At 38.1% G+C, this 14,375-nt stretch carries 14 protein-coding genes; 2 read left to right on the top strand and 12 right to left on the bottom strand.

Annotated features, from left to right (window positions below; translation table 11 throughout):
- Positions 1 to 268 precede the first annotated feature (268 nt).
- The 9 genes from MKY51_RS09045 to MKY51_RS09085 all read right to left on the bottom strand — a co-directional run bounded on the left by MKY51_RS09045 (position 269) and on the right by MKY51_RS09085 (position 7,567).
- Positions 269 to 760, bottom strand: coding sequence for a cytochrome c biogenesis protein CcdC (locus tag MKY51_RS09045; protein WP_339171134.1), 492 nt, complete (start codon positions 758 to 760; stop codon positions 269 to 271).
- Between the two features lie 127 nt (positions 761 to 887).
- Positions 888 to 1,598 (bottom strand): cytochrome c biogenesis protein CcdA, encoded by a 711-nt coding sequence (locus tag MKY51_RS09050; protein WP_339171136.1) that lies wholly within the window; start codon positions 1,596 to 1,598, stop codon positions 888 to 890.
- 222 nt (positions 1,599 to 1,820) lie between these two features.
- On the bottom strand, positions 1,821 to 2,198 hold the full coding sequence (locus tag MKY51_RS09055) for a hypothetical protein (protein WP_339171137.1): 378 nt from the start codon (positions 2,196 to 2,198) through the stop codon (positions 1,821 to 1,823).
- A 119-nt stretch (positions 2,199 to 2,317) separates the two neighbouring features.
- On the bottom strand, positions 2,318 to 2,944 hold the full coding sequence (locus MKY51_RS09060; RefSeq protein WP_339171139.1) for a hypothetical protein: 627 nt from the start codon (positions 2,942 to 2,944) through the stop codon (positions 2,318 to 2,320).
- Between the two features lie 142 nt (positions 2,945 to 3,086).
- Positions 3,087 to 3,728 (bottom strand): cyclic di-AMP binding protein CbpA, encoded by a 642-nt coding sequence (gene cbpA, locus MKY51_RS09065; RefSeq protein WP_339171141.1) that lies wholly within the window; start codon positions 3,726 to 3,728, stop codon positions 3,087 to 3,089.
- Positions 3,729 to 3,821: 93 nt separating this feature from the next.
- On the bottom strand, positions 3,822 to 5,153 hold the full coding sequence (locus MKY51_RS09070; protein WP_339171144.1) for a dehydrogenase: 1,332 nt from the start codon (positions 5,151 to 5,153) through the stop codon (positions 3,822 to 3,824).
- 14 nt (positions 5,154 to 5,167) lie between these two features.
- The gene (locus tag MKY51_RS09075; RefSeq protein WP_339171147.1) at positions 5,168 to 5,791 is read right to left on the bottom strand and encodes a serine protease; all 624 of its coding nucleotides are present in this window, start codon (positions 5,789 to 5,791) and stop codon (positions 5,168 to 5,170) included.
- Between the two features lie 124 nt (positions 5,792 to 5,915).
- Positions 5,916 to 7,103 (bottom strand): NAD(P)/FAD-dependent oxidoreductase, encoded by a 1,188-nt coding sequence (locus MKY51_RS09080; RefSeq protein ID WP_339171149.1) that lies wholly within the window; start codon positions 7,101 to 7,103, stop codon positions 5,916 to 5,918.
- Between the two features lie 35 nt (positions 7,104 to 7,138).
- Entirely contained in the window at positions 7,139 to 7,567 is a 429-nt protein-coding gene (locus MKY51_RS09085; RefSeq protein ID WP_339171152.1) for a DUF1641 domain-containing protein, read from the bottom strand.
- Between the two features lie 524 nt (positions 7,568 to 8,091).
- Between MKY51_RS09085 and MKY51_RS09090 the strand changes: the two genes are divergently transcribed.
- Positions 8,092 to 8,892: a M15 family metallopeptidase gene (locus MKY51_RS09090; RefSeq protein ID WP_339171155.1), complete on the top strand. Its 801-nt coding sequence runs from the start codon at positions 8,092 to 8,094 to the stop codon at positions 8,890 to 8,892.
- A 69-nt stretch (positions 8,893 to 8,961) separates the two neighbouring features.
- Here the strand turns inward: MKY51_RS09090 and rarD are convergent, their stop codons facing one another.
- From rarD to MKY51_RS09105, 3 genes are all read right to left on the bottom strand, one after another.
- Complete coding sequence (rarD, locus tag MKY51_RS09095; protein ID WP_339171158.1) at positions 8,962 to 9,888, bottom strand: EamA family transporter RarD; 927 nt, start codon at positions 9,886 to 9,888, stop codon at positions 8,962 to 8,964.
- 86 nt (positions 9,889 to 9,974) lie between these two features.
- Positions 9,975 to 11,741, bottom strand: coding sequence for an ABC transporter ATP-binding protein (locus tag MKY51_RS09100; protein ID WP_339171161.1), 1,767 nt, complete (start codon positions 11,739 to 11,741; stop codon positions 9,975 to 9,977).
- A complete protein-coding gene (locus tag MKY51_RS09105) occupies positions 11,731 to 13,494 on the bottom strand; it encodes an ABC transporter transmembrane domain-containing protein (RefSeq protein ID WP_339171164.1) in 1,764 nt (587 codons plus the stop codon). The genes MKY51_RS09100 and MKY51_RS09105 overlap by 11 nt, the downstream gene beginning before the upstream one ends.
- A 271-nt stretch (positions 13,495 to 13,765) precedes the next feature.
- Between MKY51_RS09105 and MKY51_RS09110 the strand changes: the two genes are divergently transcribed.
- Positions 13,766 to 14,344, top strand: coding sequence for a copper resistance protein CopC (locus MKY51_RS09110; RefSeq protein WP_339171167.1), 579 nt, complete (start codon positions 13,766 to 13,768; stop codon positions 14,342 to 14,344).
- The last annotated feature ends 31 nt before the right edge of the window (positions 14,345 to 14,375 follow it).

Here is a 14,375-nt window from a genome sequence, read left to right on the forward strand (position 1 = left end):
GTTCAACTCCGAGTGGGCAAAACGCCACATCCATGTGGCATGCCCCCAATGACTCACATCGTGTGAGCCGCAAGACTTGAAAGGCCCGACGCAAAAGTAAACGGTTCACCACTTTTGCACGGAGGGAATGAAATGACCGAGGAGTTGGCGCTTTAGCCTGGACGGGGACAAAAATTTAGTTTCATGTTATCCACAGCGCAATCGTATATAATTTCCTTAACAGAAAAAGACTGTCTTAAAAGTTTAAACTTTTAGAGACAGTCTTTTTTTATGCAACAATATGCGACTTTTCAAGCTTTTTATATTTAATAAGCATACCGATTCGCCACGGCAAAATCATTGAAAATGCCAAGATGAAGAACATACCGGCAAGTTCACCGACATCGAATGTTTCGGCAAATATTAATTTTAAAATAATACGTAGTACTAATAATCCCACTAATATGAATGGAAATGCTTTAGATTGCTTCATATAAATTGCGCCGTCTCGCACTTCGAACTTCGACGTTAAGATTAATACAGATGAAAATAACAAGCCCAGTGCGGCCGCTTCTACTATTTGAATTGGCGCTACACGAAATTCCTCAAAAATAAACATCAGCGCACCTGTTGACATTGCAAAAGGCGGGATAAGTATTTTTTTCGTGGTTACCGGCTTTTTTTGTGCACGCAGTCTTATGAACATTACAAAAGAACCCATTAGAACTGCCATAATCGTCGAACCAATTAATAAATAGTGAGAAGGTATACTGTCGAACATCATATTCCTCCTCTTGCATGAACGAAATAAAATTATCGTGTTATCGAGATAATATAATGGATCATGCACACTTTTTCACTTATCTTACTTCCCTTAGTATAGCATGGTCTTAATAAGCATGGAACAGTTAGAATCCTTTAAAACCATCGAAAATCGGCAAGAGAAGATTAATAATGTAAGTCAATCCGTCAAAGAACAATAAAATACCGACCGCGATCATAATATAGCCGCCAACGACTATAATTTTTTGGCTATGCGTACGAATCCAGTTCATTCGAGAAATGAAGAATGATAATGTAAAGAACGGGATGGCAAAACCTAAGTAATATGCAAGCATATACAACATTGCCGAATCGGGATTCGTTCCACCAAGCGTAATAATCGCTGCCAATATCGGACCTGTACAAGGTGTCCATCCTGCCGCGAAGGCAAGGCCAATCAGCACTGAACCGAAATAACCGGATGGTCGATTTTTGAACTGAAACTTGCGGTCTTTCATTAAAAAGTCAATCTGCAGAAGGCCGACAATCATTAGACCGAATGCAACAATTAAAATTGCGCCAACTTGACGCAGTAAATCCTGGTACTGGAAGAAGAAATCTTTCGCTAACGAGGTTCCAAATCCGATTGCGATAAATATGATCGAAAATCCAAGCAGGAAAAATAAAGTATGTAAAATTGCGCGTTTTTGCATCATTCCTTTTTCGGCTTTCAGCTCATCGAGTGTCATACCGGTTATGTAGGATAAAAATGCAGGATAGAGCGGTAGCGTACATGGTGAAATAAAACTTAAAAACCCGGCACCAAACGCTAAAAGGACATTTAAATCTGTATTCATGCTGCTTCATTCTCCTTAACATTGATACATCCATCGTACCAAATTTCACCATACATTACTTCCTTTTTAGATGAATATTTTTTGTCCATGTAATGGGAAACTGAGAAAGGTTAAAGGGATAAATGTGCGAAAGTGCCGTTGTTAATACCATTGCATATAGAAGGCTCTTCTGGATGAACTGAGTGGCACTTTAGCACATTTGAGATGGGAAGGAAGATTTTACTATCGAATCATATCAATAATAAAAAGACTGGAATAAATAACTGAAGTAAACAACACTACTATTGAAATCGTAATTAGCTGGAACTTGATTGACCAGCGCCATACGCATTCCTTAGGAGCGCTTTTTTTCCAACGTAATGCTGCCTTAAAATTAATAAACCAGCAATGCAATGTCACAACGATGGAAGGTACTGTGAACAAGGCAATCAACAACAATGATTGCTGGAATACATTCGTCGTATATTTTCCGTAATTAATCATGAAGTACGGGAGTACAAACCAGAATACGGATGTAAATACCAATACGACAGCTGCCAAAAAATGCAGCCATTTATATTCGCTGTGTGTTTGCCTGTAATGTTTTAATGCTGCCTGCATGATCATCACCTACTTTTTTCACTTACTATTCCCACTTTTTGTCGAAAATGAAACCGGAAAAATGTAGTAAAATGAAAAAACCTGCCTTTATCATGTCAGATGAAAGGCAGGTTTTATTATTATGTTGATGTTAATTCAAAAACCTCTCTGTTGGAACGTAAATTCCATTCTGGTTCGAACCGTTTCACAATGGCATTTTTCAGTTTGTTCATCGCCTTTACATTCTCCATAGGATAGATGGCAAAATGAACATCGCTTGTCTGCAAAAGCTTTGTTATATTTGCGTTAACATGACAATGTGTAGACGTTCCATCCCGGTAGCAACCTTTTGCATATATGTTGCCGATATGCTGATTAAAACGCTCTTTAAATGTTCTTGCACACACACCGCAAAATTTCAGTTCATTATTTGCGATGATCGTATAAATGCCTCGTCGTTTCAATAAATCCTCGTCACCACTGACGACAAAACGGGAGTAAGTCAGGTCACCGTAATTATTCAAAAATTGTCTGTAAGTATGATTCCCTTCTTCTTTTAAGGATTTTATTGCTGCACCGGCCGGTACATTCTTTAAGTGCTTTTGTTCTTCAACAAAGTTCTTTAAATGCTCATACTTTTTCTGTTTTGTCAGTTCGCCAAGCGTTTTTTTATCAAAACTCTCAAATAGGTCGGTGATTCCCTGTTCTAGTACAATTATCTCTACTTTAGTAAATTCGATTTTCTCTTCATTTATTTGGATAAACATTTGTGTACTCCTTTCCGGCATACCCCTTTCTATATACTTTTCGATATACATCACTCAAAACCCTCTTATTTTTCGTTAATTCTGTATTAGTACACATTTTATAAAAAAAGCGATTCGCTCTAATGAACGAATCGCTTCAGGACTAAAAGTTGTCTTTATCAAATACTTCCAAATCAATTATGCGGGCACCTTGTTTTAAGATGGCGGCTTCCAGCTCGTCCACTGTTGATTGTTTCGCACCTTTTGCCAGAGTAATAACCACTCGGCGCAAATAAGTTGTATCATCATCAAGAGAGAACACACAATGCAGCGGCCATACCTTTTTTACCGCCGTCAGTACTCTGATTAAAATACCGTCCGTGTCCGGCAATGCAATTGTAATTGCACAGCTTCCTGTACGGTAGCCCCACGCTTCTTCCAGCAGCTCAAATACTTTTGAATGAGGTAATATGCCGGCAAAGTTCCCTTTCGTATCTACAACCGCCAAATAAGGCAATTGTTTAATTGAATGGAACACTTCAAAAAAAGAACTGTTTTCGTGTACAAATGCATCCGGTTCTTCAGTAAGTGCTTTAACAGGTGCTTTCGTGTCGCCATCTTTTAACTTATACTCGAGTAACTCGACTTTATAAATATTTCCGACGAATTTTTCACCCGCTTCATCCAATACCGGGATGCATCTATAACCATTGTCATTTAGCTGACCGAGTACGTCTTTAATGGCATCCGTCTCTTTTACAAAACTTACATCTTTCTTCTTTATATATCTTTGTTTCACTAACATGGCACTACCTCCTTGATGTACTACTCTTATTTTAAAGGTAGTCATTCAAATACGAAAGAGATTTTTGAATATTTCGTATTTTACTGTTGATTTCTATTTGTAAATTTCATAATAAATATATGCATATGCTAAATCAAGGCATTTTTGATAGCTCGGTAAATTGTTTTCTTTATTATTTACCGATGCAAAATAGATGGCTTCCAGTACGCTGTCGTTTTTTGGGTAATGTTCCCGGATTTTATAAAATACCTTTTCGCATAACGTATCTGTACATTTTTCCGATAGCTGAATAATATAGCCGATTGTTGATTCATCAACACGGGTGCTTGTAATGATGACCTCTTTCATCTCACTCATCATTTCATCATTGATTAAATGAATAATATCATTTAATTTTTCTTTTTTGTTTTCTACCACTTTACAATCAACTAATACGAGCGTATACCCTGTATCATTTGTTGAGTTTAATAAATATGTACCCGCGAGCTGAAACTGCTGTAATGGCGATATAAAACTTTTGTCCAATTCAAATTGGTTCGTTGTTGACGTTTTAATATATTTTTCCATATAGCGTTTATCTGTTTCTATTTTGCGGTAAAAACGCGCTTGGTACTGCTCCATCTTTTTCAGGAGCGTTTCTTCATTTATCAGCTTATATGCCTGGGTAATATATTTATAGCATTCCTGCACAAGATCCTTATGGCTATTAGCTTTCATACAGAGCAGGAGCACCTCATGCAATACTTCTATTGCACATTCATAGCGGCCGTTTTTAAAAAGAATCTTTCCCCTTAATACACGGACATGCAAATCGATTCGGGAAAACTTTTCGAACGGGTACTCTTCAAAATAATCATCGAATAACTTTTTCGCATAATCCATTTTCCCCATTTGCAGAGACAATTCAATATGTGTGATAAAACGGACCAACATGAACTTTTCATCATCAGGGTTTCCCATCTTCAAAAAAACGGCAGGTATCTTGCTGATTTCCCAAAAAATATCTTTGGGTAATTCATCCATTTGTGTTGCGTAATAGTTATTCATCGCGAGTGACAGCAATGAATAATTTTCATCTTCCAATGCCAAACTGCTCGCAAGCCGGTAGTATTTCTTTGCCTGCTCAAAATCAATACTGAAATAATAGCAATGTCCTATTACCAAATAGAGACTTGCCAAACAACCTTTTAAATTTTCTTTGAAATATTGTTCAGTGTCCAATAGCATTTGCAAAATTTTCATATTTCTATTCGCTAAAATAAAAGGTTCACTATCAAAACGAAGGAAAGCATTTATGCTTTCGATGTTTCCCTCTTCAACTAATGATTTTAACAATGCTATATAGGCTTCATACTGTGCATCGATTGATGTAAATTTTTGTGAACGATAATGGTCAAGCTGTAATGACTTTAGTTGATCCCCCATTTTATAGCCACCTCCTACTTTTTCAAAGATAACGGTTCGTACAGTTCACGTTTAATAATTGAAAACTGATCCATAAAACGAATGACTTTTTGTTGAGCTTCGTCATATTTTGTATCATTGGCTGTCAGGAAATCACGCAAACTTTTTATAATTGTTGTTTCGATTTGGACAAGTTTTTTAGGGTAATGTTCGTATTCATAGAAGCGGTCATGAAATAATTGCTTCGAACTGTTTTCAAATTTCATATAGAGATCATATTGTTCTTTTTGTATTGATTTAAAAACTTCACGGAAATAGTCCAAGAACAGATTGACGGTCATTACAGAGGCCATTAAAGCATTCGTATACGACCCAACCGTTGCTTTTTTCAAACGTTTAAATTTTGAGCTGATTAATACTTCATTCAATAGAAAATGGCGAATCAGAAAAATGAGCGCATGCTCGGAATTGATGACCGGCTCTTCATCGAAATAAAAGTAAACCAAAATATCACTAACACTGTATTTTACAAAAGCCAGATGTGCAAAGTCATGGCGGATTAAATGGAAAAAGTAGTCATAATGTTCAAGTTGTTTAAATTGTTCGAGCTGCTGTTCATTTAAAATAAATAATGAATTCATTGGATCAAAATCTTTCATCTTCACACCTCTCCGACAACATTTACTACCATTATAATAGTTATTTGTTAAAATTTGTTGTTTTTTGCAAAAATAAAAAGACATATCCGAAAGAAAGTGACTTTCGGATATGTCTTGTCGAATATTAATATGCTAGACCAAATAACGCTTTAATATGAGTCATATAGCGGATATTTGAAGCTTCTTTCATTAATGAAGCCGGTAAACCTACTAATTGAGTATTGTTTGCCCCAATTGTTGCAATACCGTCTTTGCGGCCTAAAGAACCTAAAGTACCTGAGTTAGTAAATTTGAATTCTTTTAAGTCAGCACCTTTAATTTGTGCAAAAATGTTGTAACCTGCAGTTTCACCTTGCTGCCATGCTACTTGAGCAGTTGGTGCATAAGTTGGGCGGTCACCCGGGTTTGGAATATGTGCAGACGCATCACCAATAACAAATACTTCAGGGTGTGAAGTAGATTGCAGGAAGTCATTGATCGTTGCTTTACCACGATCTGCAGCTAAACCTGATTCAGCTACTAATGGAAGTGGAGCAACTCCGCCTGTCCATACTAATGTGTTTGCAACGATTGGCTCACGGTCTTTCAGTTGAATAACATTGCCTTCAACACCAGTTACAGGTGTTGATGTAATGAATTCTACACCGCGCTTCGTTAATGACTGTGTTGCACGTTCGATTAAGTTTTCTGGGAATACTGGTAAGATTTTTGGACCTGCTTCAACTAATTTGATTTTAAGATCTTCAAATTTAACACCGTATTTCTCAGCAACTTTAGGGAAATGGTCTACGATTTCACCAACAAGCTCAACACCTGTTAAACCGCCACCACCGATTACGATTGTTGCATCCGCTTCGTCTTTTGTTGTAGCGTATGCTTTAATGCGTGCTTCGATATGCTCGCGGATAGCATTAGCTTCATCAACTGATTTTAATACGAAAGAGTTTTCCTCTAAGCCTGGGATTCCGAAGAAACCAGTTTGACTACCTAAAGCAACTACTAATGTATCGTATTGTAATGTTTTGCCGTTTGAAAGTACTACATTTTTACTTTCTACGTCAAAGCTGTTTACTTTTGCGATTTCCAAGTTGATGTCATAACCTTTGAAAATCTTTTCAAGTGATAATGAAACAGCACCTTCAGAAATTGTACCGCCAGCTAAACGGTGTAATTCTGTAATGATTTGGTGAGTAGGGAATTGGTTTACGACTGTAATACGCGCTTCGTCTTTATTTAAATATTTACGAGCTGTTTGTGCTGCCAATACACCAGCAAATCCAGCACCTAAAATAACGATTTCTTTAGTTACCATATTAAATATCCTCCAATAAAATTAGATTGTACAAATTATTTCATTTGTTTGCGTTCAGATGCTACTTGTAAAAATGCATTAGCAAAACGTAATGCCCCTTGCACTTGTGGGTCTTTCAACATTTTTAATAAGCCGAATACGCCTACTGTTTCATTGCTTTCTTCAGCACGGTCTTTTGCTTCGATCGCTGTTTGTGCCAATGATTTAGCAGTACCAACAACTGGGCTGGCCATTTCTGTTACAGCAGCAACTGTATCATTTTTTAATGTTTCATCAGTTGCAACACTAGTAGCAAATTCATACGTTTTTGTTAATAATGTAGTCATTTCAGCCAACTTTGGTAAGTTATCTACTAAAGTAGTTAATGAAGCTTGTACCTCTGGCTTTAGTAACTGATCTAAAACATCTAATTGTTCTTGTGTAACAGCCACTTTTTCTACCTGCTGATTATTCATTTCTGACATAATAACTCTCCTTTGCCATCACTTAATATTATTTTTTTCGAAAATTTCATACCCGATTGTAAAAACTTTCACATACCATTCAATAAGCAACGATAGCACAAAGATTCGTTTGTTACAATTAGAAAACGGAAATAAAAGAAGGAAAAACTTAATTCAAGAATATTCTGTAATTTTATTATTTAAAAAAATTTTATTTTTATGTATATGGCGTATTTTTATGTATTTTATAATAAAAATTTCCCTTCATTATTTTTAATATTACAAGTATTGAAAAAGTAGATTTTTATTATTCCAAAAGCAAAACTAGGCCTATAAATGATAGAAAACAATAATTCCTCATTAGTTAAAGTGATTCAATTAGAAGCCCCTTTTACCTGTATTGTTTGAAATGGATTCTATTTTTATAATTCCATTCAAATATCAGCAGCACTACTTATTTTTTATGTTCTTCGGAATATCTCCACAATTTTAACCTTCAAAATTCCGTTATATTTGCTATGCTTAGATTGAAGGAGCGTTATTTAATGAAAAAGATTATTTTTATACTTATTTTTGCCGTTATAGGCTTTCATTTTTTTGCGACTGAACAAGTTGGTGCTCCCGACTTACCTCAGCAGCTTTCACTAGCATCGTACTCCGTCTCAAACGGAGATCTTGTCCTTGTTAACCGGGAGATCGCATTGCAGAATGAACCAAACAATTTAGCCTCTATTCCAGCTGATATAGCGGATAATGTGATCGTCAATTCAGAGTATTTTCTAGAAGAACAGGCTATTCCACCCCTCAAGCAATTATTCGATGCTGCTGCAAACGATGGAATCGAACATTTTATAATCAATAGTGCTTATCGCAGCGGAAAACTTCAGGAACAGCTTTATGAACAATACGGTGCCGATTATGCCCTGCCTGCCGGCTATAGTGAACACCAGACGGGCTTATCGATTGATATCGGTTCTACTGTCGGCAAAATGGAAAATGTGGAAGAAGGAAACTGGATGGAAGAACACGCAGCTGAGTTCGGCTACATTCTTCGTTATCCTAAACATAAAGTCGACATTACCGGGATAGAGTATGAACCTTGGCATTTCCGATACATAGGACTGCCCCACAGCGTGATGATGAAGCAGCATGACTTCGTATTTGAGGAATATATTGCTTATCTCAAAGAAAAGCAATTTTATAAAATGACTTTAGATGATACAACTTATTTCGTGCAGTATACCAACAACAAGACATCCGTTAACACACTTGAATCAAAGAACATCAAAGTTTCCGGTAATAATGCCGGGGGATATATTATTACTTCCGTATTGGATGAAACTTGATAGGCTCCCGTTATGAAAATAAAAAAACGACTTTTTGCATGTGCGAAAGGTCGTTTTTTTATCTGTTAATTATACTTTAACTTCATTCTCTTTATTGTACGCAGCATGAAGTTTTCTCGCTTCGAGCACTTTGGATGCCGAAAAGATGAATACCGCAAGCCATATACATATAAACGTGATAAATTCTGTCAGTGTGAAAGGCTCTTTGTATAAGAAAATGCCGAGCATTAGACTGATCGTAGGTGCCAGGAATTGAATAAAACCTAATAGATAAAGCGGTATTTTTTGCGCACTTTTTGCAAATAGGACTAGTGGCAAGGCAGTCACGATCCCTCCGCCCATCAACAATAGATTCGTTTTCCAGTCTACATGCATAAAGGCAATTTCCGACGTACTCATTAAATAAATGTAGATCGCGACAGCAATCGGTAAAACGAACAATGTTTCGATTGCAAGACCACGTGTCGCATCGAGCGGAATCTGCTTTTTAATGACACCGTAAAAAGCAAATGTCAGTGCAAGCGCAAGTGAAACCCAAGGAATCGTCCCACCTAATACTGCCTGATATCCGACCCCTATTGCCGCAATGATGACTGCTACTGTAGTTGCGCGTGAAATTTTTTCTTTAAAAAAGATCAGACCGAACAACACGGATATAAGCGGATTAATATAGTAACCTAAACTCGTCTGCAGTAAATGTCCATTGTTTACTGCCCAAATGAAAATTCCCCAGTTGAGCGAAACAAATACCGATGCTACGAACAGTAAAAAAAACTGTTTCTTATTCTTCCATAGCATTTTGATATCTGCGATCATCTGTTTGTACTGACGGATCAGCAACACAAACAAAACGGTGAATACAAAGGACCAAATGACACGACCCACTAATATTTCTACACTGCCGACATGCTGCAGCTGCTTCCAGTACAGGGGAATGATCCCCCACATTAAATAGGCGCCGATTGCTAAAAAGACGCCCTTCTTTAGTTCTGACATTGGTGCACCTTCTAATTTTTGATACTCTCATTATAGTTGTCCATATTTGAGAAGTAAATAATTGTAGCTTACTAGCACACTTAAAATTATTCCACTATACCATTTTGCAGTAAGTACATTTTGTGATATAACCCTTTTTGTGCGATAAGCTGTTGATGTGTTCCACGTTCGACAATCTCACCTTTATGCAAAACTAATATTTGCTCGGCATCCTGTATTGTTGAAAGTCTGTGGGCGATTGCGATGGTAGTACGGCCTTTACGCATTTTTTCCAATGACTGCTGAATGCCCACTTCAGTTTCGGTATCAATCGCTGCCGTTGCTTCATCGAGAACAAGGATTTTCGGGTTTGTCGCAATTGTCCGCGCAAATGCCACCAATTGGCGCTGTCCGCTTGAAAATGTTGAACCGCGCTCTGTTACACGGCTTTCATATCCATCCGGAAGCGATTCAATAAAATCATTTGCCTGAACAAACTCCGCTGCTTCCTTTACTTTCTGCAATGTAAGACTTTCATTGTATAAACGAATATTCGAATCAATCGTTCCGTAAAACAGGAACGGATCTTGCAGCACAAGCCCCATCTTTTCACGTAGTTCCTGCTGTTCGTAATCTTTGATCGATTGGCCGTCAATTAATATTTCACCGCGATGATACTCATAAAAGCGCATCAAAAGATTAATAATGGAACTTTTTCCGCTGCCGGTATGCCCGACTAACGCAACCGTTTCCCCGGGATTGACCGTGAATGATATATTTTTCAGTACATCTTGCTTGCCATCATAGCTGAACGACACATTTTTAAACTCGATAAGCCCTTTTGAAACGTGTACAGGCTTGTTTTGCTGTGCTGGCTCGAGCTCTTCATTATCAATCAGCTCAAATACACGGGAAGCCGCTACAATTGCCTGCTGGAACAGTGCAAGACGTTCCATTACTTGGTTGATCGGGTCAAAGAAACGGTTCATATATGTAATGAACGCATAAACAACCCCGACTTCCACAGCTGTTTCAAATGATGTCCAACCGAAATAAAACAGTAAAATAACAATCGCTGTAAAGTACACTAAGTCAATAATCGGACGAAGCAGAAGACTGTTCATTTTCGTGTTGGCCATCATCGACTGGAAGTGCTCTTCATTGACACGGTCAAATTCGTCATTGAACCTTGGTTCTTGACGGAAAGCCTGCACGATGCTCATTCCTGATAATGTTTCAGAAAGTTTCGCATTAAGTTCACTTAGTTTCTCCCGCATGCGCATATACACAACCGAACTCATTTTGCGGTAAAGCCAAATAATATACATAATGACCGGCAGCAATAGCAGCATGTAGAAGGCAAGTTTTGCATTCAGGAAAAACATCGCAAAATATACACCGACTATTAAAAATGCCGCCTGCACGAAGCTGATGAGTACCGAAACGAACATATCTTTAATCGCTTCCGTATCATTTGTTGCCCTGGATACGATTGAGCCGGCCGGAACCTGGTCAAAATAACGCATTCCCAGTCGATGGATCTTTGAAAACACATCAATTCGCAGCTGTTGAATGACTTTTAGGGCAAGCTCCTGGAATTTAATATTTTGATAATAGGTAATTACAACATTCAGCAACTGAATAATAAAATACCCGACTCCGAGTGTCACGATTGGGGTCATATCAAAATTGCCGATCATCAAATGGTCATCGATATACACTTTGATCAAATACGGTCCAATAATATCCCCGAGTACTGTTAAAACAAGAAGAAACAGCGCAATAGCCAATATTTTTTTATGTGGCTTTAAATACGTAAAGAGGCGCTTTAATACGAGGCGCTGTTCTTTACTTGAAATCGTCTCATTCGCCATCGTGGTCACCCCCCTGTTCCACTAACTGCTCAAGTTGCTGCAACTGGTACATTTCATAATAGCTGCCTTCCAGTGCCATTAACTGTTCATGTGTACCTTTTTCAATAATCGTCCCTTCATCTACAACAATAATGATATGTGCCTGCTGGATCGCACTTAGACGGTGTGATGTAATAATTGTTGTCGCATTTTTACGTTCTTCTTTCAGTGCATGTAATATGGCTTCTTCCGTACGTGCATCTACCGCAGATAAAGAATCATCCAAAATAAGCAGTTCAGGTTTCATCAGTAATGCCCTAGCAATGGAAATCCGTTGTTTCTGGCCACCTGAAAGCGATACGCCGCGTTCTCCGACGATTGTGTCATAGCCATCTGTAAAGCTCATAATATCTTCATCAATATTTGCAAGTGCTGCCGCTGCGCGAACTTCCTGCATGCTTGCAAGTGGGTTGGCAAAGGCAATATTGGAATAAAGTGTTGCCGAGAATAAAAAATGATCTTGCGGTACATAACCAATCGCCTGTCGCAAAGAACTTTTCTTATAATCATTTATATTGTGATCCCCAAATTGAATTGTTCCTTTGTATCCTTCAAATTCACGTAACAGCAGCTTTAAAATCGATGTCTTCCCTGCACCTGTTTTACCGACGATTCCAAGAGTTTCACCGCGTTTCAGTTCAAAATGCACATCTTTCAATGTCGGCGCCGCATCTCCTGGGAATGTAAATGAAGTGACATTGAATTGAAGGTCACCCGTTGGATTTTCTTCGATTGCGCCAACCTTGTCATCGATTTCAATCGGAGTATTTAAGATGCGTTCGATCCGGTCATAGGAAACACTGCCTCGTTCAACGATATTGAACAGCATGCCAATTGCCAGCATTGGCCAGATCAGAATGCTTAAATACGTTGTGAAGGTTACCAAATCCCCGACAGTCATTGCCTCTTCCAAAATAAATTTTGTCCCAAATCCAAGACTTAGCATAAAACTCAATCCGACTACAAAGCTGATCGTCGGATCAAATAGTGAATCGACTTTCGCAACGCGCATATTTTTTTCCACCACTTCATCGGAAAGCTTCGTAAAATCCGCTACATCCTGCTGTTGCTGACCAAAGGTTTTCAATACTTTCATGCCGCTGATACTTTCCTGTGTTTTATCGTTTAAATCGGAAAACGCCGCTTGGGCATGACGGAAACGCTCATGCAGAAGCTTGCCGTAATAGCTCGTCGATAAAGCGACTAGCGGCATCGGAATGAGCGCAATTAATGTCAGACGCCAGTCGATTGTAATCGCCATGGCCAAAATGACAAAGCCCCCTGTTGTAAGCGAGTCAAACAATGTTAACACCCCGCCGCCAGCTGTTTGCTGCACTGCACTTATATCATTTGTTGCATGTGCCATCAAATCACCGACCCGATTCTTTTGATAAAACGATGGGGACATCTGTGTAAAATGGCGATGGAGCTTTTCCCGTAATGTTCGCGCCAATAAGTTGGACGATCCGAAAATCATTTGACGCCAGTAGTAACGCAGTATGTACATGGCAATTGCTACACCGATAATGATGGCGAGCCATTTGAACAGGCCTGCTTTCGTTAATGTCCTTGCACCGATTTCATCAATAGTGAAGCCGATAATTTTCGGCGGGACGAGCTGCAGGATCGCTACTAATACAAGCATTAGAAGTCCGACTATGTACTGGTATTTTCGCTCTTTAAAAAACCAACCTAATTTTAGAAATACCTTCATTCTTTCACCCTCTTTTTTTACTCAAGTTCCACCATTTTACCAAATATTTAAATTTCCCGATATATTTTACAAATATTTTTTTCGGATTCCGAATTATTTTTTTGCTGACATTTTTACTAATGATTTTTACGGTTCTTTCATTTATATTTTCGCTTACAATATTTCTGTATTTTTTTGTCCATACTAAAACCAATATCCCATTTACAGCAGATTTTTATTTTTTCTGCAGGAATGGGAACTGCTAAATGAATATCGAAAGGAAGTTTTTTTATTGAGGAAACAATTATTGTTATCGTTTGTTGCTACATTTTTATTATTTGTACCGGGAGCATTCGCACATACACACTTGGTATCAACTAATCCTGCAGAAGGTGAGTCTGTAAACGAAAATATAAAAACAATTGATTTGACGTTTGAAGGGAAGATTGAAGAAGGCAGTATATTTAAAGTAATAGCAAGCGACGGGAAAGAAATGGATATTCATTCAATTTCTATAAATGATGGGGTCCTATCCGGAATTATGCTTGATCCGCTTCCAAATGACACTTATACAGTCGAATGGGATAGTATTAGCGAGGATGGGCATCCGTTATCTGGTTCATTTTCATTTGCAGTAAATGCACCTGCGGAGACTAAGAAAGAAGAGGATAATGCAGCTGACACTACCGAAAAAATTGCCAACGATGTAGATTCACTCGTGGATACTTTAAAAGATGAGACAAATTCTGATGAGGATGATGAAGGCTCATTTTGGACACTCGTCATTGTCATCACCCTGATTGTACTTGTGCTCGCAGCAATAACGATATATAGCTATAAGAGATGGTTAGTTAAGAAAACGAAAAAATAAATTAAAACAGCACTCCAACCGTTACTTCTCT

It is taken from the genome of Solibacillus sp. FSL R5-0691, assembly GCF_037974225.1.
Classification (GTDB): domain Bacteria; phylum Bacillota; class Bacilli; order Bacillales_A; family Planococcaceae; genus Solibacillus.

Excerpts from the sequence above, each read along its gene's own strand:
- MKY51_RS09060 (WP_339171139.1), bottom strand. The coding sequence starts at position 2,944 with ATGTTTATCCAAATAAATGAAGAGAAAATCGAATTTACTAAAGTAGAG.
- MKY51_RS09045 (WP_339171134.1), bottom strand. The coding sequence starts at position 760 with ATGTTCGACAGTATACCTTCTCACTATTTATTAATTGGTTCGACGATT.
- rarD (WP_339171158.1), bottom strand. The coding sequence starts at position 9,888 with ATGTCAGAACTAAAGAAGGGCGTCTTTTTAGCAATCGGCGCCTATTTA.
- MKY51_RS09105 (WP_339171164.1), bottom strand. The coding sequence starts at position 13,494 with ATGAAGGTATTTCTAAAATTAGGTTGGTTTTTTAAAGAGCGAAAATAC.
- MKY51_RS09080 (WP_339171149.1), bottom strand. The coding sequence starts at position 7,103 with ATGGTAACTAAAGAAATCGTTATTTTAGGTGCTGGATTTGCTGGTGTA.
- MKY51_RS09075 (WP_339171147.1), bottom strand. The coding sequence starts at position 5,791 with ATGAAAGATTTTGATCCAATGAATTCATTATTTATTTTAAATGAACAG.
- MKY51_RS09055 (WP_339171137.1), bottom strand. The coding sequence starts at position 2,198 with ATGCAGGCAGCATTAAAACATTACAGGCAAACACACAGCGAATATAAA.
- MKY51_RS09090 (WP_339171155.1), top strand. The coding sequence starts at position 8,092 with ATGAAAAAGATTATTTTTATACTTATTTTTGCCGTTATAGGCTTTCAT.
- MKY51_RS09070 (WP_339171144.1), bottom strand. The coding sequence starts at position 5,153 with ATGGGGGATCAACTAAAGTCATTACAGCTTGACCATTATCGTTCACAA.
- MKY51_RS09100 (WP_339171161.1), bottom strand. The coding sequence starts at position 11,741 with ATGGCGAATGAGACGATTTCAAGTAAAGAACAGCGCCTCGTATTAAAG.
- cbpA (WP_339171141.1), bottom strand. The coding sequence starts at position 3,728 with ATGTTAGTGAAACAAAGATATATAAAGAAGAAAGATGTAAGTTTTGTA.
- MKY51_RS09050 (WP_339171136.1), bottom strand. The coding sequence starts at position 1,598 with ATGAATACAGATTTAAATGTCCTTTTAGCGTTTGGTGCCGGGTTTTTA.
- MKY51_RS09085 (WP_339171152.1), bottom strand. The coding sequence starts at position 7,567 with ATGTCAGAAATGAATAATCAGCAGGTAGAAAAAGTGGCTGTTACACAA.